At 69.1% G+C, this 21,854-nt stretch carries 9 protein-coding genes; 2 read left to right on the top strand and 7 right to left on the bottom strand.

Annotation, left to right across the window (positions count from 1 at the left end):
* Positions 1–50: 50 nt before the first annotated feature.
* Positions 51–3,350: a DUF4450 domain-containing protein gene (locus U9J41_RS25390; protein ID WP_322404955.1), complete on the top strand. Its 3,300-nt coding sequence runs from the start codon at positions 51–53 to the stop codon at positions 3,348–3,350.
* On the opposite strand, the gene U9J41_RS25385 is transcribed toward U9J41_RS25390, so the two are convergent.
* Both U9J41_RS25385 and U9J41_RS25380 read right to left on the bottom strand, forming a co-directional pair.
* A complete protein-coding gene (locus U9J41_RS25385) occupies positions 3,313–6,444 on the bottom strand; it encodes a glycoside hydrolase family 2 TIM barrel-domain containing protein (RefSeq protein WP_322404954.1) in 3,132 nt (1,043 codons plus the stop codon). The two genes, U9J41_RS25390 and U9J41_RS25385, sit on opposite strands and share 38 nt — an antisense overlap.
* Positions 6,445–6,484: 40 nt before the next feature.
* Positions 6,485–7,732, bottom strand: a complete 1,248-nt coding sequence (locus tag U9J41_RS25380; RefSeq protein WP_322404953.1) for a glycoside hydrolase family 28 protein — start codon at positions 7,730–7,732, stop codon at positions 6,485–6,487.
* 300 nt (positions 7,733–8,032) lie between these two features.
* Between U9J41_RS25380 and U9J41_RS25375 the strand changes: the two genes are divergently transcribed.
* On the top strand, positions 8,033–11,740 hold the full coding sequence (locus U9J41_RS25375; protein ID WP_322404952.1) for a TonB-dependent receptor: 3,708 nt from the start codon (positions 8,033–8,035) through the stop codon (positions 11,738–11,740).
* Positions 11,741–11,910: 170 nt separating this feature from the next.
* On the opposite strand, the gene U9J41_RS25370 is transcribed toward U9J41_RS25375, so the two are convergent.
* From U9J41_RS25370 to U9J41_RS25350, 5 genes are all read right to left on the bottom strand, one after another.
* Positions 11,911–13,164 carry a XylR family transcriptional regulator gene (locus tag U9J41_RS25370; protein ID WP_322404951.1) on the bottom strand — a complete coding sequence of 418 codons (1,254 nt, stop codon included), beginning with the start codon at positions 13,162–13,164 and terminating at the stop codon, positions 11,911–11,913.
* A gap of 13 nt (positions 13,165–13,177) precedes the next feature.
* The gene (locus tag U9J41_RS25365) at positions 13,178–17,206 is read right to left on the bottom strand and encodes a TonB-dependent receptor (protein ID WP_322404970.1); all 4,029 of its coding nucleotides are present in this window, start codon (positions 17,204–17,206) and stop codon (positions 13,178–13,180) included.
* Between the two features lie 125 nt (positions 17,207–17,331).
* Positions 17,332–18,315 carry a FecR family protein gene (locus U9J41_RS25360; protein WP_322404950.1) on the bottom strand — a complete coding sequence of 328 codons (984 nt, stop codon included), beginning with the start codon at positions 18,313–18,315 and terminating at the stop codon, positions 17,332–17,334.
* Complete coding sequence (locus tag U9J41_RS25355) at positions 18,299–18,883, bottom strand: RNA polymerase sigma factor (RefSeq protein WP_322404949.1); 585 nt, start codon at positions 18,881–18,883, stop codon at positions 18,299–18,301. The genes U9J41_RS25360 and U9J41_RS25355 overlap by 17 nt, the downstream gene beginning before the upstream one ends.
* Positions 18,884–19,092: 209 nt before the next feature.
* Positions 19,093–21,714 carry a glycoside hydrolase family 3 C-terminal domain-containing protein gene (locus U9J41_RS25350; protein ID WP_322404948.1) on the bottom strand — a complete coding sequence of 874 codons (2,622 nt, stop codon included), beginning with the start codon at positions 21,712–21,714 and terminating at the stop codon, positions 19,093–19,095.
* Positions 21,715–21,854: the final 140 nt, after the last annotated feature.

Below are 21,854 nucleotides of genomic sequence, written 5' to 3'. Positions count from 1 at the left end.
GGCTGTGTTCGCGATGGGTGCGCGCGCACGGCCTTTTTTCTTGATCGCGCATGAAACGACTCGCTTCCCTGCTTCCCATCGCCGTCTGCCTGGCACTCGCCTGCGCGCCCGTCCACGCCGGCGAATCGCCCGAGACCCGCAACGCGCCGCTGCATCCGAACCTGCGCGGCCAGGTCGCGCGGCCCCTGCGCTACCATCCGGAAGGCGCGGACTTCGTGATCGACAACGGCACCGAATTCTTCAACCGCTCGCTCTACGGCGGCAACGATGCGTTCCGCGTCGACGGCGGCGACCGGCCCGAGTTCTCGCTGTACCTGCCCGGCCGCGGCGGCAACCTGCGGCTCGGCCTGCGCACGGCGGCCGGCACGCTGTGGCTGCACAACGCCGCCGACGTCGGCATGCGCTACCGCCCCGGCGAGCTGCTGTACGAGATCGCCGACCCGCTGCTCGGGCCCGAAGGCCGCATCCACATCGCCGCCGTCGCCTATGCCGACAGCCAGGGCCTCGGCGTCCAAATCCGCGGCGAGCACCTGCCGGCAGGCGCGGAACTGCTGTTCGCGTTCGGCCCCGGCAATGGCCAGAAGGGGCAACGGGGCGGCGACATCGGCAGCGAGCGCGTGCCGATCAGCGAGTTCTTCCAGTTCGTGCCGGACTTCGCGCGCGACACGCGCTACGACGTGGACGAACGCGGCTTCGTGGCGGCGGGCCGGCGCGCGACGATCAGCGCGACGACGAGCGGCCCCGCACACGTGCGCCTGGCCGACGCCCGCCTGTGGAACGATCCCGCGGCGCTGCTGGCGTCAAGCCCGGGCGCCGGCCCGGCGGTGGCGGTCGGAAGCCTGCCGCTGGGCGACGCGACCATCGATCTCGCGCTGCAGGTCACGGGCGCCGCATTGCCGGCGCGCTTCAACCCCGCCGACCTCGCCCCCAGCTTCGACGCGGCGCGCCGGCACTTCAGCGACCTGCGCGAACGCGTGCGCATCGACACGCCCGACCCGTGGCTCAACGCGGCCATGGGCGCGCTGAACGTGGCGGCCGATGCGGTCTGGGACGGCGAGCAGCACGCCATCATGCACGGCGCGATCGCCTGGCGCATGAAGCTGCTCGGCTGGCGCGGCCCGTACGCGCTCGACGCGCTGGGCTGGCACGAGCGCGCGCGCGCCAATTTCGGCGTGTGGACAGAGCGCCAGGACGTGTCCCCGATCCCGGCCGCGCCGCCGCCGGCCGATCCGCGGGCGAACCTCGCGCGCAACGAACCGGGGCTGCATTCGAACGGCGCCATGAGCAGTTCGCACTACGACATGAACCTCGTGTTCGTCGACGCCCTGCTGCGCCACCTGCTGTGGACCGGCGACGTCGCCTACGCGCGCGCCGTGTGGCCCGTGCTGGAGCGCCACCTGGCGTGGGAACGGCGGCTGTTCCGGCGTGAATTCGGGCCGGACGCCCTGCCGCTGTACGACGCCTACGCCGCGATCTGGGCCAGCGACGACCTGTACTACGACGGCGGCGGCGTGACCCATGCGTCGGCCTACAACGCGTGGCATAACGACATGGCGGCCCGCATCGCCGCCCTGATCGGCAAGGATCCCGCGCCGTACCGGCTCGAAGCGGACGCCATCCGGCGCGCCATGCGCCGCGAACTGTGGATGCCGGAGCGCGGCGCGTTCGCCGAATACCGCGACGTGCTGGGGCGCCGGCTGCTGCACCCGAGCTACGGCCTGTGGACCTTCTATCACACGATCGATTCGCAGGTGCCGACCGCGTTCGAGGCGGCGCGCATGGCGGCGGACCTCGACACCCACCTGCGCGCCATCCCCGTGACGGGCCCCGGCGTGCCCGCCGACCGGCCCTACCACGTGCTGCCGGAAACGGACTGGATGCCGTACTCCTGGTCGATCAACAACGTCGTGTTCGACGAGAACCTGCACACGGCGCTGGCCTACTGGCAGGCGGGCCGCCCGGAGACCGCGTACGACATCGCCAAGGGCGCCGTGCTGGCCAGCCTGTACATGGGGATCAGCCCCGGCAACATCGGCACGCTGAACTACCTCGACGTCTACCGGCGCGAGGCGCAACGCGATTTCGCCGACGGCATCGGCGTGATGTCGCGCGCGATCGTCGAAGGCCTGTTCGGCGTGCGGCCGGACGCCCTCGCCGGCGTGCTGACCGTGCGTCCCGGCCTGCCGGCCGCATGGGACCACGCCGCGCTCACCCATCCGGACCTCGACCTGTCGTACCGCCGCAGCGGCGACCGGGACAGCTGGACGGTCGGCCAGACCGGCACGCGCTTCCGGCGCCTCGTCCTGGAGCTGCCGGTGCGCGGTGCCAGCGTGGCGCGGGTGACAGTCGACGGCCGCCCGGCCGCGTGGCAGGCCGTGCCCGACGCCGTCGGCGCGCCCCGGCTGCGCATCGCGCTGCCGTTCGGGCGCACGGCGCGGATCGAGGTCGCATGGCGCGGCGCGATGCCTGACGCGCAATCGGGCCGCGCCACCGGCGCCACGCGCGACGGCTTCACGCAGGTGCGCCAGGGCGACTTCACCTGGTGGCAGGCGCAAGCCAGTCCCCAGCCGCCCGGCGCCTGCACGCTGGCGGGTCCGGACTGGATCGGCGGCGCGCCCATCGCCGGCATGAGCGTCGACCTGGCGCCGTGGTTCAACGACCGCGTGACCGGGATCTTCAAGGCCGGCAAATACCGGACGCCGCGCGCGCCCTACGTCACGCTGGCCCTGCCGGCGCAAGGCATCGGCGCCTGGGCTGGCCACCTGAACGCCCTGCCCGCCATCGACGACACGGGCCTGCGCGCGCTGGGCGGCGTGCTGACGCTGCCGAACGGCCTGCGCTTCGCCACGCCGGGCGGCACGGCGGCCAACATCGTGTTCACGTCGCAATGGGACAACTACCCGCGCGCCGTGACGATCCCGCTGCACGGCCAGGCGCGCCGCGCCTTCCTGCTGATGGCGGGATCCACCAACTTCATGCAGAGCCGGATCGACAACGGCGAGATCGTCGTCGCCTATGCCGACGGCAGCGCCGCGCGCACCGCGCTGCGCAACCCGGACAACTGGTGGCCCATCGAGCAGGACTACTTCGTCGACGACTACCAGTTTCCGCTGTGCGGCCGGTTGCCGGTGCGCGTGGACCTGAAGACGGCCCGCGTGCGCGTGCTCGATCCGGCCACGTTCAAGGGCAGCGGGCGCGAGGTCGCGGGCGGCGCCGCAACCGTGATCGAGGTGCCGCTCGACCCATCGCGCCGGCTGGAAAGCCTGACCTTGCGCACGCTCGCCAACGACGTCGTGATCGGACTGATGGGACTCACGCTGGACGCGCCGCCAGCCAGCCCAGCGCATTGAGCAGGAAGCGCGTCTGCAGCGGCGCCGCCATGTCCGGCATGCGGTGGAACAGCACCTTCGCGCCCGCCTTTTGCACGGTGAAGCTCGCGGCGCCCAGGCGGCGGTCGTGGTCGCGGCTGTAGGCGGCGATGACGGCGATCCCGTCGCCGTCGACGACCAAGCCATTCGACGGCTGTCCCGGGATCTGGTGCCAGACCCCGGCGGCCATGTCGGCCGGGATGTCGGCGAACGCGGGATGCGCGCGCAGGACGTTCCAGTTGCCCATCCACGGCGCGCGCAGGTCGCCGACCTGGCCGGCATAGTCGAACAGGCCGAGGCCGGACAACTGCCGGGCGACGCCGTCCGCCAGGCCGTCTTCCGGCACCATCGCCAGCAGCGGCAGGCCTTGCCGCACCGCGGCCAGCACGTCGGGCGCCAGTTCGCCTGGGACCAGCTTCGGCTTCGCGCCCTTCTTCGGCGCGGCTTCGAGGCCGGTCTGGTCGCCGATCTGGCGCTCGACGATGTCGGCCGCCTTCAGCCCCGACGCGACCAGGCCGTCGTAAGCCGCGCCCGCGCGGAAGTCCTCGATGGCCACGCCGGGCAACGCCGCCAGGCGCTCGCGCAGGCCGCGTGCGATGCCGGCGACGGCGATGCGCAGCGTGCGCGCGGCCGGCGCGACGTCCGTGCGCGTGACCCACAGGGCGCGCGCGAACGTGACGTCCGGCCGGCCGGACAGTTCGAGACGCACGGTGTGCGCGCCGGGCGTGGCGAACGGCGGCGTCGTCACGCGTTCGGCGACGAGGTAGCTGAACCGGTCGGCCACGTTCGCCGGCACCGCGTACGCGCCGACCCGCACCGACCGCCCATCCGGGCCGGTCACGCTCAGGGTCAATGTGCCGGACAGCGGCTTGCCGGTGTCGTTGAGGAGCCAGATGTCCAGCTCCGCCGCCTCGCCCGTCGCGTAGGCATAGCGGCGCTGCTTGGCGACCGGGCGCACCGGCAGGAGGCTCGCGCGGATCAGGTCCGGGTCGGCGTGGAAGTAGCGCAGGTTGTCGACGATGCCCGAATGGTTTTCGATGGCCGTCGATTCCCAGCCGCTGATCGCGGCCATGTCGACCTCGTCGCAGATCCGGATATTCTCCAGGTAGTTCTGCCAGGCGTCGTACTGCTTCTTGCCGACCGCGAGGAAGTAGCTCTCCGCGCTCGGAAACGCCTGGCGGAAGCCCCACTTGTCGAGGAAGGCGGCGGCGCCGTCCGCGATCGCCACGTGGTCCTCGAGGTCGTAGCTCGTGCCGCCGTGCCGGCGGATGTCGGCGATCATCCGGGCATGGTTGTCGCCGACCGCGCAGCCTTCCATCTCGCCGAATTCGACGATCGCGCCGGGCATCGTCTGGCGATGGATGAAGTGCTCCTTGTCGGCATAGAATTTGTCGTACCACTGGTCGCCCGCGCCCTGGTGATTGACCCACCAGCCGCCCGCGGGTTCGACGTCCGAGCGGTAGTAATGGTCGTCGTAGGGCAGGAACATCGCCTGGGCGGCGCCGCGTCCGACGAAGCCGTCGTTGAGGATCACGCTGCGGCTGGGGTCGAGGTCGTGCATGGCGCGCAGCACCGCTTCGACGTCGGGATTGGCGAGATCGGCCGACACCTCGTTCTGCAGCGTGTAGTGCACCAGCGACGGATGCGAGCGCAGCGCGCGCACCATCGCCTTGCATTTCGAAACCATGAAGGCGCGGCTGAACGCATCGGCGGCGGACAGGCGCTCGCCCGGCTTGAGCATCCTGCCGATCGCCATGCGCCCCGCGCCCGGTTCCATCGTGCGGGTCAGGCCCAGCTCGTCCTGGACGTCGAGCACTTCCGGCTTGCCGACGTTGCGGTGGAAGCTGAGAGAATTGAGGCCCAGCGCCTTCGCGGCCACCACTTCGCGGCGCGCCAGTTCCGGCGTCGGAAACAGCCCGTTATAGCCCCAGTAGCCCCACGAGATGGCCGTGTACAGCTTGATGCGGCGGCCATTCAGGCGGAACATGGCGTTCTTGCCGATGCCCTCGGCGGCGAACCAGCGGAAGCCGCAGCGCACGGTCCGCGTGTCGACCGCCTTCCCCGCCTTCCATTGCAGGCGCACGTGGTACAGGTGCGGCGTGTCGAGGTCCCACAGGCGCGCCGACGGCACGTGCACGCGCAGGCGCGCCGTCGCGATGCCGGCGGCCGTGTCGAGCCGCTCGAGCGTGACGTGCGCCGGCACCTTGGCGCCCGTCGCGTCCAGCACCGTCGCACCCAGGTCGCCGGGCTTGACGGCCTGGCCGGCCGCGATCTCGGCGTGCACCGTGACCACGCGCGGATCCGGCGTGTTGAGCACCCAGGCGTCGCGGATGCGGCCTTCGACCGGGTGCACGCTCAGAGACAGGCCGCGGTCGATGCCGCCGAAGCCGTGCGAATGATAGAGCCGGACCGCGCCCCAGGCGGTGTTGTTGGAATCCTTCCAGTCGAACCGCCCGCCCGGATTGGTGATGCGGATCGCCAGGCGGTTCGGCTGGCCGGGCTTCATGGCGGCCGTCAGGTCGCAGTCGATCGGCAGTTCCGACATGATCGAATAGCCGACCAGCACCTCGTCCAGGAACACTTCGGCGCGCATGCGGGCGCCGCGGATGTGCAGCCACACCTGCCGCCCCTGCGCCGACGCGGGAATGTCGACGGTCTTCCACCACCACGACACGCCGGGCACCGCGCCGTTCTGCGGCACCGGATCGTCCTCGGCATAGCGGTATTCGTCGGCGGTATAGGGCCGCTCGCCGAACTTGCCCCAGAAGTGTTCTTCGACCGTGGTCGGCAGGGTCACGGCGAGGCCCTGCCCGCGGTACAGCGCATCCCAGCCGCCGGTCGGCGGATTGACCGGCAGGGCCGACATCGGCGGCACCTGCTCCGGCAGGTAGATGACGTCCTGCTGCCAGCGGGCGGCGCGGTCGAGCCAGAGGGTCCATCCGTCGTCGGCGATGGTGTGCCGACCGGCCGCGTCCACGCGCGCGGCATGATCGAGGCCCATCGCGCGGGCCGTACCGACCAGGCCCAGGGCTGCCGACATGCCCAGCATGCTGCGGCGGTTCATTGAAATCGACATCGTGCTTTCTGTTCCGTTAAGTGAGTGAGGGTGGCGGCGCTCAGCGCGCGGTGTCCGGGGTCAAGCCCTGCACGTCCGGGCCGATCCGGTATGCGTCGCCCTGCGCGGCGCGCACGGTGAAGTCGGTGGCCGTCATGTGCGCGTACTTGACGACCGCGCCCTTCTCGGCCTCGATGTGCACGCGGCGGAGCGTGAGCGCCGTGACCGGCGATTCCGGCAGGCCGACGATCAGCGCGGCCTGCTTGGCGCCCGTCGCCTTGAGGTTCTCGATGGTGATGTCGGAAAAGCGCGGCGTGAGGCGCCCGACCGGCTGCGCGTCGATGACGTCCGGGATCTTCGGATAGAACTCGCTGATCAGGATCGGCGTGCCCACGTCTTCCATCGTCAGGTCGCGGTAGACCAGGTTCTTCAGCACGTTGCCGCGGTCGCGGTTCGACTTGATGCGCACGCCGGTCCCGGTGCCCTTGAAATGGATGCGCTCGGCCAGGACGTTGTACACGCCGCCCGCCACTTCGCTGCCGATCGACAGGCCGTGCCCGTGCAGGAAGGTGCTGTCGCGGATCGTGATGTCGTGGCTGGGCGCGTCGCCGCCCGGCGAATTCGGCTGGCCGCTCTTGATGGCCACGTTGTCGTCGCCGGTGTCGATCGTGACGTGGTCGATCAGCACGTGGCTGGACGAAAACGGATCGATGCCGTCGGTGTTGTGCGAGATGCGGTCGGGCGCGAGGATCGTCATGTTCCGGAAGGTCAGGTGATCGCTGTAGTACGGCACGATCTGCCAGCTGGGCGAATTCTTGACGGTGACGTTTTCCATCAGGATGCGGCTGGAGTGGCGGAACACGATCAGGCGCGGCCGCCGGTTGGCCGGTGCGCGGTCCGCCCACCAGGACTGGCCGCGGCCGTCGATGGTGCCGCCGCCGTCGATGACGATGTCGGTCGCGTTGTCCGACGACAGCAAGGCGCGCCGCGCGGCTTCGCCGAGTTCCCGCACGGGCGGGTAGTCGTCGTGGTCCTCGCTGCCGGCCAGGGTCGTCCCGGCCGCGATCGACAAGGTGATGCGGCTCTTCAACGCCAGCGGACCGCTGACGTACAGCGGCGCGCCGGCCAGCACGACCCTGCCGCCGCCCGCCGCGGCGCAGTCGTCGATCGCCTTCTGGATGGCGACGGTGTCCTTGCTGACGCCGTCCCCTTTTGCGCCATAGTCTTTCACGTCGCAGAGCTTGTCCGCGCAAGCGCTGCCCGGCACCGCGGCCAGGATGGCCAGTGCCGTCAATAAGCGGATATTCATGGTTCTCCCCGGCGGGCCGTCGCTGCCCGCTCCTCTCGATTGGCGAAAAATCCTAACAGATGGCGCACCCGGTGCGCGGCCGCAACGGCGCGGTTTGGCGAGAATCGAAACGGCGCTTGCTGGATTTCGCAATCGCCGTTTTCGCCGCCGCCAGGCGCGCATTACGAAATGATGTAAATCGTAATACGATTTTTCGCAAATCCGAAAATCTTCCGGCTATCGCGGCAATAATGCCCCGAAGCGGCCGCTCGAATCCCGTGCCGGCGCATATAAAACGACATCGAAAGATTGGAGGAGACCATGAGAAATTCACCCACCTACCGCATCCGGCCGAACCGCATGAGCGTCGCGGTATCGCTCGCGCTGGCGTCGCTCGTCGCGGGTCATGCCGCGCTGGCGCAGGACGGCACGACGGAGCCCGTCAAGATCGCCACGGTCACCGTGACCGCCACCCGGGCGTCGCAGCAGTCGAGCATCGACCGCAAGAAGAACGCGGCCACCGCGATCGACTCCATCGTCGCGGACGACGTCGGCTCGCTGCCCGACCGTAACGTCGGCGAGGCGATTTCGCGGATGGCTGGCGTGTCGCTCGACCGCGGCGATTTCGGCGAAGGCGTGACCGTCGCCGTGCGCGGCAACGGTCCCGACCTGACGCGCGTGGAGCTGGACGGCCAGGGCGTGCAGTCCGCCGGCGGCACCGACATGTACGGCGGCGGCAGCGGCCGCGGCACCGAATTCCGCCAGCTGTCGGCCGACCTGATCAAAAGCGTGGACGTCGTCAAAGGCTCCACCGCCGACATGACCGAAGGCTCGCTCGGCGGCGGCATCCGCATCCAGACCCGCACGGGCCTCGACTTCAAGAAGCCGTTCGTGTCGGTGCGCGTGGCCGAGTCGCAAAGCTCGCTCAACAAGAAGTGGGAGCCGGACGCCAACCTGATCCTGGCCAACAAGTATCTCGACGGCCGCCTGGGCGTGCTGCTGAACGCATCGTCCACGACGCTCGCCAACGAGTCGCATTCGGTGCAGGTGGCCAACGCGGCCCGGGCGGGCTACTACCGCCTGACCGACTTCGACAACTCGCCGGACAAGACGTTCTCGTTCATGCCGGACACGATGAACACGGCCGACTCGAACACGACCACGCCGATGGTGCGCTCGCCGCTGACGGCCGGCGGCACGTTCGACGCGGCCACGCCGCTCGAGGTGTTGACGCGGTCGGCCGCCGCCAAGACCAAGGCCGACTGCTACGCCGCGTTCCCGACGCTGACCGCGGCCCAGAGCGGCGCGATCGTGTCCAGCGCGCGCGGCGCGGCCGCGTCCCAGCGCGCCAATGAGCTGATCACCTGCCTGAACCAGTGGAACGACTACACGCCGTCGAACATCCGCAACTTCGTGAAGCGCGAATTCGACAAGCGCCAGAACCTCGACCTGCGCCTGGACTTCAAGGTCGACAAGAACCTGACGCTGTACGCGAAAGGCAGCTACAACCGCCGCTACGACGACATGCACCAGCTGACCTACACGGTCGGCAACGCCAAGGTGAATCCGTCCGGCGCGAATGCCGTGCTGAGTCCCACCTATTCCGGACCGGCCTACATCGACAACCTGACGGCGGGCACGCGCGTTCCGGCTCCGGGCTCGGGCTACTATGCGTACGGCACCCCGACGCAGGCGACGAACACCCTCCTCCAGAGCTCCGTGTCGGACGTGATTCCCGGCTCCATCGTCGCGGATTCGACCCACCACCTGACCCAGTACACCATCACGGACGGCGGCGCCGTCACCGACCAGGTGCACGAATACGCGAAGACGTCCGCGCAATATGCGCAGCTGGGCGGCACGTATAAAAAAGGCCCGTTGAACGTGGAATTCTTCGTCGGCGACGCCAGGTCGAAGTTCGAGCGCGTGCAGAAGCGCCTGAGTTTCACCAACTACTACGGGCCGACCACGCTGACCCTGCTGCCGAACGGCCTGTGGGGCTACTCCTTCCCGAACGGGAATTTCGACCAGTCCGACGCGTCCCAGTACGCGACCCTCTACCCGGGCGCGGCGACCGGCGCCGTCAAGGCCAGTCCCACCAACACGCGCCCGGCGCCGGCGTATTCGGCCGCGCAGCAGCCGCTGCTCACCCAGCAGCCCAGCACCTACTACAATCCGCGCCAGTTCGCGACCGAGGAGCGCACGGCCAAGCTGGACCTGACGTATGCGGCGCCGGAGTCGATCCCGTTCTTCACGCGCTTCAAGGCCGGCTTCAACCTGCGCGACAACATCCACGACAACTGGGACCCGAACAGCGGCAACAGCGGCGGCTACACGGTCAAGGCGGCCGTCGGCACCTTCGGCAAGCCCGGCTACGTGCCGGCGGTCGTGCTGCCCACCCCGATCATCCGCAGCACCTTCAACGGCTGCCAGGACACGGCCGGTTCGCTGGGCGCGGGCGGCAACGCCTGCCAGTACGGCTTCCTGCCGAGCGCCGACCCGCGCCATGCGCTGGACGGCAACACGACGATGACGGCGCAGCAGTTCCAGGACCTGGTCACCCAGACGCTGAAGGGCCAGGCGACGCCGACCCGCTTCTTCTCCGGCGCGACCGGCCGCCCCGCCGGCCTGCTGAACAACTGGACGGGGCTCGACGTCGACAAGGCCTTCACCCTGGTGGCCACGCCGAACACGAACCTCGACTGCCTGAAGAACTGCGTGGCCAGCGACGGCAACGTCTATGCGCAGCCCTACCAGCACCTGACCGAGCGCACCGAGGCGTTCTACCTGATGGGCGACTTCCGGGTCGACGAGATTCCGTTCACGCACCGCGCGCTGCCGTTCGGCTGGCAGATCGACGGCAACATGGGATACCGCTACGTGCGCACCAAGGTCCACGGCACCGGCATGATGACCCTGACGTCGATCACGCCGATCGACGGCGTGTACGACCCGCTCAGGCCGACGGCGCCGGGCGGCACGCTCAGCACCTCGATCTCGCAGGCCGTGGCCGTCGACTCCTCGACCCACGACTTCCTGCCGAGCTATAACCTGGCCATGTGGATGGTCCCGGACAAGCTGGTGACGCGCTACAGCTGGGGCAAGACGGTGGCGCGCCCGCCCGTCGGCTACCTGCTGCCGGCCGGGACCTGCACGTACGATGCGACCCTGGCCGACCGCGACCCGAGCGCGTCGCAGACGTGCAGCGGCACGATCGGCAATCCGGGCCTGCAGGCGCAGACCAACGTCAACCAGAACCTGAGCTTCGAATGGTATCCGAACAAGGATACGATGTTCACGGTCGCCGGGTTCAAGCAGGAAGGCAAGATCGGGCCCGCCCTCAGCCGCGGCGTGAGCAGCCTGCCGCTCGCCGGCGGCGACAACCTCGTCGATCCGACCACCGGCGTCTCGCTGGCCGACCTCGATTTCAACTACGCCCTGTGGCTGAACGGCGCCGCCACGACCCGCAAGGGCATCGAGTTCGGCACCAAGACGGCCTTCACCTTCCTGCCCTGGCGCCTGCGCTACACCGGTTTCGATGCGAACTACACGAAGCTGCGCTCGGTGACCTCGACCCAGAACGAGGTCGACCTGCTGACCGGCACGCCGCTGCCGCCGGAGCGCGAATCGAAATATTCGTACAACTGGGCGCTGTGGTATGACGACGGCCGGTTGTCGGCGCGCGTCGCGGTGCAGGCGGTGGCGTCGTACTTCAACTGCATTGCCGGCTGCGGCTCGGCCGACCAGAGCAACTACCCGGCCGCCGGCGTCACCAGCGGCATGGTGAAGTTCCCGTACAACCCGGGCTCGCCGAACTTCAAGGACTCGACGCGCTTCATCGACGCCAAGCTTTCCTACAAATGGCGGCCGAACATCGAATTCTTCGTCGAAGGCCGCAACCTGGGCAATGCGACGACGTCGAACAGCCAGGGATCGTTCGCGCCGTTCGCGAACGGCACGCCGAACCTGCTCGACTACGCGTATGCCGGACGCCGCCTCATGATCGGCATGAACTTCCGCAACATGTAACGCGCCGCGGCGCGGCGCCCCGCGTCACGGGGGCCCCGCCCCGCCCGCCCGCCCCGGCCCCGGTCGGCGTCTTGAGCGCCTTGAACTCCCCAACCATTGACCCCGCCGGGGCGCGGCGCCCGGATGCCCGGGCGCCGCGCCGCGCGCGACGTCACGGACCCGTGACGGCGTCAGGCAGCGTGAATCGCCGGCATCATGGCCGGATGGCGCCGGGATTCGAAATGATCGCGACCATCGTGCATCCGTTCCGTGTTGCGCACGCGCTGCTGGTAGCCGCGCGGCGAGCAACCCAGTTCACGCTTGAACACCAGGTGCATGTACTGGCTCGACGTGAAGCCGCACTTGTGCGCCACGTCGGCCAGGTTGCAATCGTCCTGCGCCAGCATGGCGGTGGCGGCGTCGAGCCGCGCGCGCAGGATCTCGTCGTGCACGCTGCAGCCGACCTGCTGCCGGAAATGGCTCTCGAGCGAAGAGCGCGAGATGCCGACGTAGTTCGCCACCTGGTCGGTCTTGATGCCCTGGCAGGCATACTGCCGGATGTAGTGGCGGGCTCGCATCACATGCGGATGCGTGGCGGGCACGTGCTGCGAGGACGCCTGGACGTTGATGCCGGCGGGCGGCACCAGGATGCGTGCAGTCGCCAGCGGGACGCCATGCAGGATCCGGTCGAGCAGGTGCGCGGCCGTGCGCCCCATCTCCTGCGCCCCCTGGATCACGGACGTCAGCGGGATGCGGGTCAGCACGCGCGCCAGCGGATCGTTGTCGATGCCCACCACCGCGACCTGCTCCGGCACGGCGATGCCGGCCAGCGCGCAGGCCTGCAGCAGCTGGCGCGCGCGCGCGTCGGTGACGGCGATGATGCCGACGGGTTTCGGCAGGCGGTGCAGCCAGGCGATCTGTTCGCGCACCGCCTGGTTCCACGTCGGCGCGCGCGTGCACTGGCCGCGAAAGATCTCCGGCCTGGCGTGGTCGTGCTGCACCAGCGCCGCGAATGCCTTCTCGCGCTCCTGCGCCCAGCGGTTCTCGCTGGCCTCGGGGAGGCTGAACAGCGCGAAGTGGCGCAGCCCGGACTCGATCAGGTGCTCGTAGGCGAGCTTGATGACCTTGAAATTATCGGTGGCCACATACGGCACCGCCGCCGGATAGTCGGCCGGATGCTCGTACGAGCCGCCGACCGCGACCAGCGGCACGCGGGTGCCGGCGAGCGCCGCGGCGACGACCGGATCGTCGAAGTCCGCGATGATGCCGTCCCCCTGCCATTTCTCGATGCCCGCCAGGCGCAGGCGGAAATCCTCCTCGAGGAACAGGTCCCATTGGACCCGCGTGCCCGACAGGTAGTCCGCGACGCCGAGGATGACGTCGCGGTCGAACGCCTTGTTCGCATTGAACAGGAGCGCGATGCGGTGTGCGTGTGACCTTGCCATGTTTGTCTCCAACTTACATCGTGCGGAAATTCACCCCGACCATGATGCGGCGGCCGGCGTACGCATAGTCCAGCAGGTTCGGCGTCCCCGCGGCGAACGGGGCGAAGTCCGCCTGGCTGTTCGACGTGGTCGCGTTGCCCAGGTTGCGTCCTTCGATGAAGAACTCGATGTTCGGCTTCCACTTGTACGAGATCTTGCCGTCGATGAAGCGCGACGCGTCGCGGAAGTTCGGCGAGCCGGGGTTGTACGGAAACCGGGTCGCGCTCACGCCGACCGCCGGATAGTCGTTGACCCCGAGCTGGCCGCAGCCGGCGATGCACGTGAAGTACGAGGCCACGGCCTGCACCGCGACCCGCGCCGACAGCCTGCCGTCGTCGTACCACACCGCCCAGTTGTACGAGTATTTCGACTCGCGCGCCGGCGGCAGCGGGGTGCCGGTCAGCAGGTCGACCACGTTTTCCGCCGACGTGGCCGAGCGCAGCCGCGTGTAGTTGGCGTCCACGCCGGTATAGCGCAGGAACCACGGCAGGAAGGTGAACGCCGTCTTGGTGCCGAGTTCGAGGCCCTTGCGCGTCGTCGCCGCGCCGTTCTGCCAGAGCGAGTAATTGAAGTCGAGCGCGCCGAGCGCGGCGCCCGTGGTGGGGTCGACGAGGCCCGCGCCGCCCGCCAGCGGAACGTTGCTCGCACCGCGCGGCACGGCCGGGCCGACCTTGCCTTCCTGCCTGAACACGGCGACCGAGAACAGCGTGTCCCGGTTCGGATAATATTCGACGCTCAGGTTCTGGTTGACGTTGGTCTGCGCGCGCAGCGCCGGATTGCCGATCGTGCCGCTGCAACCCTGCACCGCGCCGGGATTGGTGTCCTGCAGCGTGGCGTCGTAGCGGCACGTCCCGGACGGCAGCAGGTCCGCGACGGGCGGGCGCGCCACGGCCCTCGCGTGGTTGTAGCGCGCCACCAGCCGGTCCGGCACGAGCCACAGCGCGAGGTTGTAGATCGGCAGGAAGTCGTGGCTGGTGGCGTCGATCGCCACGGGTTGCGAGACCGAGTTCGTGACCGTGCCGCCGGCCGCGCCCGGCCGGGCCGGGTCGTACGCGTCGGTCTTGGTGACCGCGGTGAACGTCATCATGCCTTCGCCGTGCACGTTCGTCCGGACGTAGCGATACCCCATGTTCCCGTCGAGCTCCCAACCGAACGGCAGGGCCAGTCCGAAGTCGCCCATGATGTAGAACGCGCGGGTGCGCTCGACGAGGTGCTGCTGCGGTTGCCGGTAGACGTTGCCGTCGCTGGCGGTGCACGACTTGACACAGTCGAAATTCATGTTCGGCGTGGCGACCAGCGCGAAGGCCTTGTCGACGTCGATGCCGGTCCAGTTGTCCGGCAGTCCGGCCGGCCGCCCGCTGGCGCCCGCGAAGAACCCGGTGGGCGTGGCCTGTCCTTTCAAGGTGTGTGTGACGAGGTCCTGGTACTGCTGCGCGGTCAGCACCGTATTGCCATCGAGCGCGCGGCGCGGATCCGCGCCCGGCGTGAAGCCGTAGCGGCAGGCGTTGCCGCCGGGGGCCAGCGAGCCTGGCGTGTCCTGGCAGCCGTTGAAGGTGCTGCGGATGATCGGCGTCGGCAGCACCACCGCCGGCACGTACCCGGGCCGGCCGAACGCGCCGACGGCCGCCCGCACCGTGTAGCCGCCGCTGTTGCCGGTGTTCGGGTCCCAGCTGTCGCGCAGGGTGTCGCGCAGGTTGACGCCGGCCTTGAAGCGCTTGAAGAACGGGATCGTCGCCGGCGTCGCCCAGGTCACGTCGACCTTGGCGGTGCGCTCCCCGCTTTCCATCAGGCGCGGATTGAAGTAGGTGCTGGGCTGCTGGGTCAGCAGCGGCTGCTGCGCGGCCGCGTAGGCGGGAATCGCGCGCGTGTTGTAGGGGCCCGGCTGGACCGCGGACGACGTCGCGCCCGGGGTGAGGATCGCGTACTGGGCCGGGTCGGCCTGGTTGAAGTTGCTGCTCGCCGGGATGGTATAGCCCCACAGGCCGTTCGGCAGCACGGCCATGGTCACGGGGCCGTAGTAGTCGCTGTAGCTCAGGCGCTTCTGGGCGCGTTCGAAACGCGACCGGGCGTCGCCGGCGAAGAACTCGGCCTTGAGCGGCCCGTCGCGGTATTCGCCGCCCAGCTGCAGGTATTGCGCCGTCGTCTTCGCGTATTCGTGCACCTGGTCGGTCGTGGCGCTCGCGTCGCTGATCGTGTAGCGGGTCAGGTGGTGGTTGGCGTCGGCGACGATGGAGCCGGGGACGACGTTCGCCACCGCGCTTTGCAGAAGCGTGTTCGCGGCCTGGGCCGGCGTGGCGTAGGCGTAGTAGCCGGCACCGGGCACCGGGGTGCGCGTGCCTGCCTGCAGGTCGTCGACATAGGCCGGGCCGGCATACCCCGGGCTGACGGTGGCGGACGGGTTGACCTGCACGCTGCCCAGCGTATAGGTCAACTGGTGCATGTCGTCGTAGCGCCGGTTGTAGCTGCCCTTGGCATACACGGTCAGATGGTCGTCGACCTTGAAGTCGGCGCGCAGGTCGAGGTTCTGGCGCTTGTCGAACTCGCGCTTGATCATGTAGCGCACGTTGGATGGCGTGTAGTCGCTCCACTGATTGAGGCAGCTGGCCAGTTCGTTGATACGCTGGTTCTGCGCGGCGCCGCGCGCGCTCGCCGCGATGGCAGCGCTCTGCCCCGCCGTCAGTGCGGGAAAGGCGGCATAGCAGTCGGCCTTGGTGCCCGCGGCGGCCGACCGGGTCAGCACCTCGAGCGGCGTGGCGGAGTCGAAGGTGCCGCCGGCGGCCAGCGGCGAGCGCAGCATCGGCGTGGTCGCATTCGCATCCGCCGCGTTCATCGTCGCCGGCCGAAACGTGAACGTCTTCGCGGGCGAGCCGTCGAAGTCGGCCAGCCGGTAATAGCCCTGCAGCGCCGATTGCGCCACCTGGGCCGAATGGGCCTCGTTGGCGAGCGTGGCGGACGACGCGTTCAACAGCACGCCCAGGCGGCCGTCGAGGTATTTGTGCGCCAGCACGACGTTCGCGTCCGGCTCCCAGATCCGGTTCAGCGAGCCGCGCGAGCCGGCCACGCGCACCGAGACGAAGGGCTTCTTGAAATCGAGGCCGGTGCGGGTCTTGATGATCACGCCGCCGCCGAGCGAGCCCTCGGTCATGTCGGCGGTCGCGCCCTTGACCACGTCCACGCTCTTGATCAGGTCCGACGACAACTGGCGGAACTCGGTGCCGCGGCCGCCGCCGCCGCCGTACATGTCGGTGCCGCCGGCCGACTGGACGGCCTGGCCGTCGATCTCGACGCGCGTCAGGTCGGGGCCGTTGCCGCGCACGGCGACGGTGACGCCTTCGCCGAAGTCGCCGCGGTCCAGCGACACGCCGGACATGCGCGAGATCGCCTCGCCGATATTCCGGTCCGGCAGCGAGCCCACGTCGTCGGCCACGATCGAATCGAGTGCCGTCGCGGCGTTCTTCTTGCGTTCGATGCCCGATTGCTGCGATGCCCGGGTGGCGACCACGAGCACCTGTCGCACCGGATCGCCGCCACCGCCGCCGGGCCGTTCCTGCGCATTGTCCGGGGCTTGCGCCTGGGCGCCAGCGGGTGCGCCGCACATGATCAGGAGGGCGGCCGATACGGCGCAGCACGCGGCCTTGCGCTGGCCCGGCACGTCCTTGTCGCCCGCCCGCTGGCCGCGCACCGGCGCGGATGCCAGGATGAACACCGCGCCGCTGGCGGTGACCTTGCCGTACAAGCCCGTCCCGGACAGCAGGCGCTGCAAGGCGACGGCCGTCGGAAAACTGCCGCGCACCTGGTTCGTGCACACGCCGGTGAGGATATCCTCGGACGCCAGGATGTTGATGCCCGCCTGTTTGGCAAACACGTTGATCGTGCTCGTGGCGGGGCCCACGGGAATATCGAACGCCTTGTCGACTTCCTGGGCGTGCCCCGCCTGTGGCATGGCGGCCGCACCGGCAACAAGAACAATGGCGGCAATGCTACCGCAATGATGTGTGACCATCACGCGTGTCTCCTTTACCTGGTCCTCTTATGGAACGGAATCTTTGCTCCGTTATGAATCAGGACGAACGGATCGTGAAAATCCCTGAATTTTTTGGCCAGGCGTTATAAGAATTGTCGGGGCGATCAGATGCTGTTCTTCTTGGGGCCATCCTTGGCGCCGATGACGATGCTTTCGATACTGACTTCGATCGGCACGTTGAGATACGCGCCGATATCCTTCGCGAACTGCTCGGCCGCGTCGATCTGGTACTGCCCGAAGATGCGCTTGCCCTCCAGCGCGGGGTCGGAAATGATGATCTTCTTGGCGCTGTACCGGTTGAAATCGGCGACCGCCTCGCCGAGGGTTTGCCGCGTGAATATCAACTTCCCCTCCCTCCATGCCAGTTTTCTCTGGATCTCCTGCGGCTGCCGCGCGACGGTGATCTGGGCCGTCCTGTACGGAACGAAGCTGCGTTGGCCGGCGGTCAACAGCGCCTTGGCGTTACCGGTCCACACCTCGACCGTCCCTTCCGTGACGAGAACCTCGGCGCCGTCCTTGAAACGGCGCACGCCGAATGCGGTGCCGACCGCGCGCACCCGCACGTCGCCCGCTTCCACGACGAACGGCTTCGTCTTGTCCTTCGCGACCTCGAACCAGGCCTCGCCCTTGACGAGCGTGATCTGGCGTTTTTCGCTGGTCAGCCTGACTTCCAGCCGGCTACTGCTGTTGATGCTGGCCACCGACGTATCCGCCAGCGCGACCCGCCGGAATTCGCCGCGGGACGTCGACAAGGTGGTGCGGCGCTCCGCCACGTTCAGCGAGACGCCCACGCCGAACAGGCCCACGCCGGCCGCCCACGCCCCGTACTTGAGCAGGGCGCGCCGGTTGGCGCCTGCCGGTTCGGATGCATCGGAGCGCAACGCATAGCGGTCCTCGCCCGGATACAGGTCGTGCTGCGCCACCGCCTGCGCGATCGCATTGTTGATGACGGTCGCGCGCACATACGCGCCCTCGTGCCGGGTGTCTTCCGCCAGCCAGGCGTCGAATTGCGCCCGCTCGTCCGCGTCGAGCGCCCGTTCCGACTGGATCCGCAGCCATGCAAGGGCCTGATTATCGATCGCTGACATTGGTCTTTCCCGCCTTGTTAATCTTGCGCACCTTCATGCTGGGCGGTATGTCGTGGGCGCCCTGCCTTTTCATCATCTCGGAGATCAACTCCATTCCCTTGGCCGATTCGTATTCGACCGCCTTTTCCGTGACGCCCAGCGAATCCGCCGTCTCCTTCAGCGACAGGCCGTAGATCCGCCGCGCGCGGAACACTTCGCGGCACCGGTCCGGCAGTTTGCCGATCAATCCCATCACCCAGCGCAGTTCGGCGCGGCCGAACACGATCCGCTCGGGGCCGGGCATGTCGTCCTGGACATCCAGCTCGCCCAGGTTGGCCATGATGTCGATATTCACGACGGCGTCGCGCCGGAGCCGGTCGGTGATGAGGTTCTTCGCGATCTGCACGAAGTAGCCGCGCGGATCCTTGACGTGCGTGACGGCGTCCATCTGCATCACCTTGCAGTAGACCTCCTGAATCACGTCGTCCACGTCGGCCGCACTCGTGCAGACGCGCCGCAATCTGAGGCGAAACTCGGCTTCGAAGGGCAGCAGGTGCACCGTCAGCCAGTTGATAGTGTCTTGGTTCATGTCTTTTCTCGTGTCCCAATAGTATGGACGAGAGAAAACGGCTTTTCCCTAAAATATTTCGCGTTATTTTCGGCCGGGGCACGCGGGCATTTGACGGTATTTACGTAGGGTGGGCACGCCGTGCCCGCCCTACAAAAAAGGCCCGCTGGGCAGCGGGCCGAATCTGCCTCCCCCGGAGGCAGAACAGGAGACATACGACGCGGCGGTGTTCAGAAAGGCGGTACCACCTTTTGGCCGCTGACGGCGATCCGCGCCCCGGCCCCCGCCGCCGGCCTCGCGCCGCCGGGCTGGCCGCCGCCGATCCACAGGTCCACCATCCCCGGCGGCACCACGCGCCGGCCCGCGGCGTCGACGATGCTCATGTCCCGGGCATCCACGCGGAAGGTGACGTCACGAGTTTCGTCCGCTCGCAAATGCACGCGCCGGAAGTGCCTGAGGGCCCGGATCGGGGCGCCGTCGGCCTGGCGCGCCACGTACAGCTGCACGACTTCGTCGCCGTCGCGGCTGCCGCTGTTGCGCACGGCGACGGTCACGTCGACGGCGTCGCCCGCCCGGATCGACCGCCTCGCGACCACCGGCCGCCCGTAGGCGAACGATGTATAGCTCAGGCCATAGCCGAACGGGTACAGCGGCGCGCCGCCGAAATAGCGGTAGGTCCGCCCCTTCATGCCGTAGTCGCCGAACGGCGGCAACTGGTCCACGGACCGGTAGAACGTCACCGGCAGCCGCCCGGCCGGACTGAAGTCGCCGGCCAGCAGTTCGGCCACGGCCTGGCCGCCCTCCCCGCCCGGATACCAGGCCTCGACGATGGCGGGAAGATGGGCGTCCGCCCAGTTCACGCTCAGCGCGCTGCCGTTCATCAGCACCAGCACCACCGGCTTGCCGGTCGCATGCAGGCGCTCGAGCAGCTTTTGCTGCGGCGCCGGCAGGTCCAGCGTGGTGCGGTCGCCGCCCGCGAAGCCGGGCGCCTTGACGCTCATCGCCTCGCCTTCGAAGCGCGCGGTCAGCCCGGCGACGAACACGATCACGTCGGCGTCGCGTGCGGCCGCGAGCGCGCGATCGTCGCTGGCGCTCGGGCGGCTCCACTGCAGCCGGTGGTCGCCGCGCGAGCCCGTCTGCATCGCCTCGACGCGGATCTTGTAGACCTGGCCGGCGTCCAGCCGGACGTCGGTGTCGGAGGTCGGCCACGCGATGTCCCACACGTCCGCCACCTGCTTGTCGTCCACATCGATCCGATAACCGCTTTCGCCCGAATAGCGGAAGCGGTAGGCGCCGCTGTCGCGCGGACGGAGGTAGCCGGTCCAGCGGATCGACGTCGCCCGCTCCGCACGCGCGGGCGTGCCCCATGCGACCCGCGCATTGGCATCGCTGCGCACGGCGGACGGCGCGCCGGCCAGCTTGGTGTTCCCGTATTCCTCGACCTTCAGCCCGGGCTGCGCGCAGGCCGCGTCCTGGCACAGCAGCGCGTCTGGCACGTCTTCCAGCGGCGGCCCGACCCAGCCCGTGCCTTCGACGAACGTGACCTGCCACCGGGCGAAACGGGCCTTGATGCCCGCATAGACGGTGACCGGCTGCGATGGCGTGCCGTTGTAGTTGCCGACCAGCGGATCGACGCTGTCCGCGTTCGGACCGACGACGAGGATGCGCCGGGGCGCAGGTTTGAACGGCAGCACGCCGTCGTTCTTCAGCAGCACCATCGACGCGCGCGCCGCCCGGAGCGACAGCGCCCGGTGCGCCGGCGTGTCGAAGTCGCTGGCGGTGATGCCTGCGTACGGCCCCGCGTCCGGCCCATCCAGCAGGCCGAGGCGCGCGCGGGCCACCATCAGGCGGCGCACGGCCGCGTCGAGATCGCGCTCCGCGACCAGGCCGGCGCGGACCGCCTTGACCGTCACCGCCGGATCGGCCGTGTCGCGCGCGCCGGCGGAGCAGAACAGATCGGTGCCGGCCTTCAGCGCCGCGGCGGCCGCCTGTTCCGGCGTCGCGACGTAGCCGTGGGATTTCGCCTGGTGGATGTCGGCGATGGCGGCGCAGTCCGACACGACGTGGCCGTCGAATTTCCAGTCGCCGCGCAGCACGTCCTTCAGGTAGTGCGCGTTGGCACAGGCGGGCACGCCGTCGATCGCGTTGTAGGCGCACATGACGGCCTGCGACTTCGCCTCGACGACGGCCGCATGGAAGGCCGGCAGGTAGGTGTCGACGACGTCGTGCGGCGACGGGTGCACGTCCTCGCGGTGGCGGTTCGATTCCGGCCCGCTGTGCACCGCGAAATGCTTGACCGTCGCCACCGTCTTGGGATGCTCGGGGTCGTCGCCCTGCAGGCCGCGGATGAACGCGACGCCCATGCGCGCCGTCAGGAACGGGTCCTCGCCCCAGGTTTCCTGGCCGCGGCCCCAGCGCGGATCACGGAAGATGTTCACGTTCGGCGACCATACGGTCAGCCCCGGACCGGCCGCCAGGCTGCCGTCGGGGCGGCGCCGCGCCGCGTACTTGGCGCGGAATTCGGTTGCCGTCGTGTCCGCGATCTCGCGCACGAGCCGCGTGTCCCACGTTGCCGCCATGCCGATCGCCTGCGGGAACACGGTCGCCTCGCCGGTGCGCGCCACGCCGTGCAGGCCCTCGTTCCACCAGTTGTAGGCCGGGATGCCCAGGCGCGGGATGGCGGGGGCGCGGTGCTGGATCTGTGCGGCCTTTTCTTCCAGGGTCATCTGCGACACCTGCCGCGCCGCCCGCTGTTCGGCCACGGCCGGCGCCTGCGCGCAGGCGGCGCCCGCCAGCGTAACGAGTGCGCATGCGAAAAGGCGGCGCGCCGCGCCGGCGGGGTGAAACGTCATGTCATGGTCTCCAGTCATCGTGGCCGGCCAGATGCTAGCAGGGCGGCCATTATGAAAAGGACCAGACGCCATAGCGATTCTTGGGAAAACACGATGCCCGCCGCCGCAGCAGCGCCGGCGGTTTGTTAGCATCCTCCGGT

Origin of the sequence: Massilia luteola (assembly GCF_034420155.1) — a bacterium.
GTDB lineage: Bacteria > Pseudomonadota > Gammaproteobacteria > Burkholderiales > Burkholderiaceae_D > Telluria > Telluria luteola.
The sequence above is the reverse complement of the archived record's forward strand: the minus strand, read 5'-3'. Positions and strand labels throughout refer to the sequence as shown.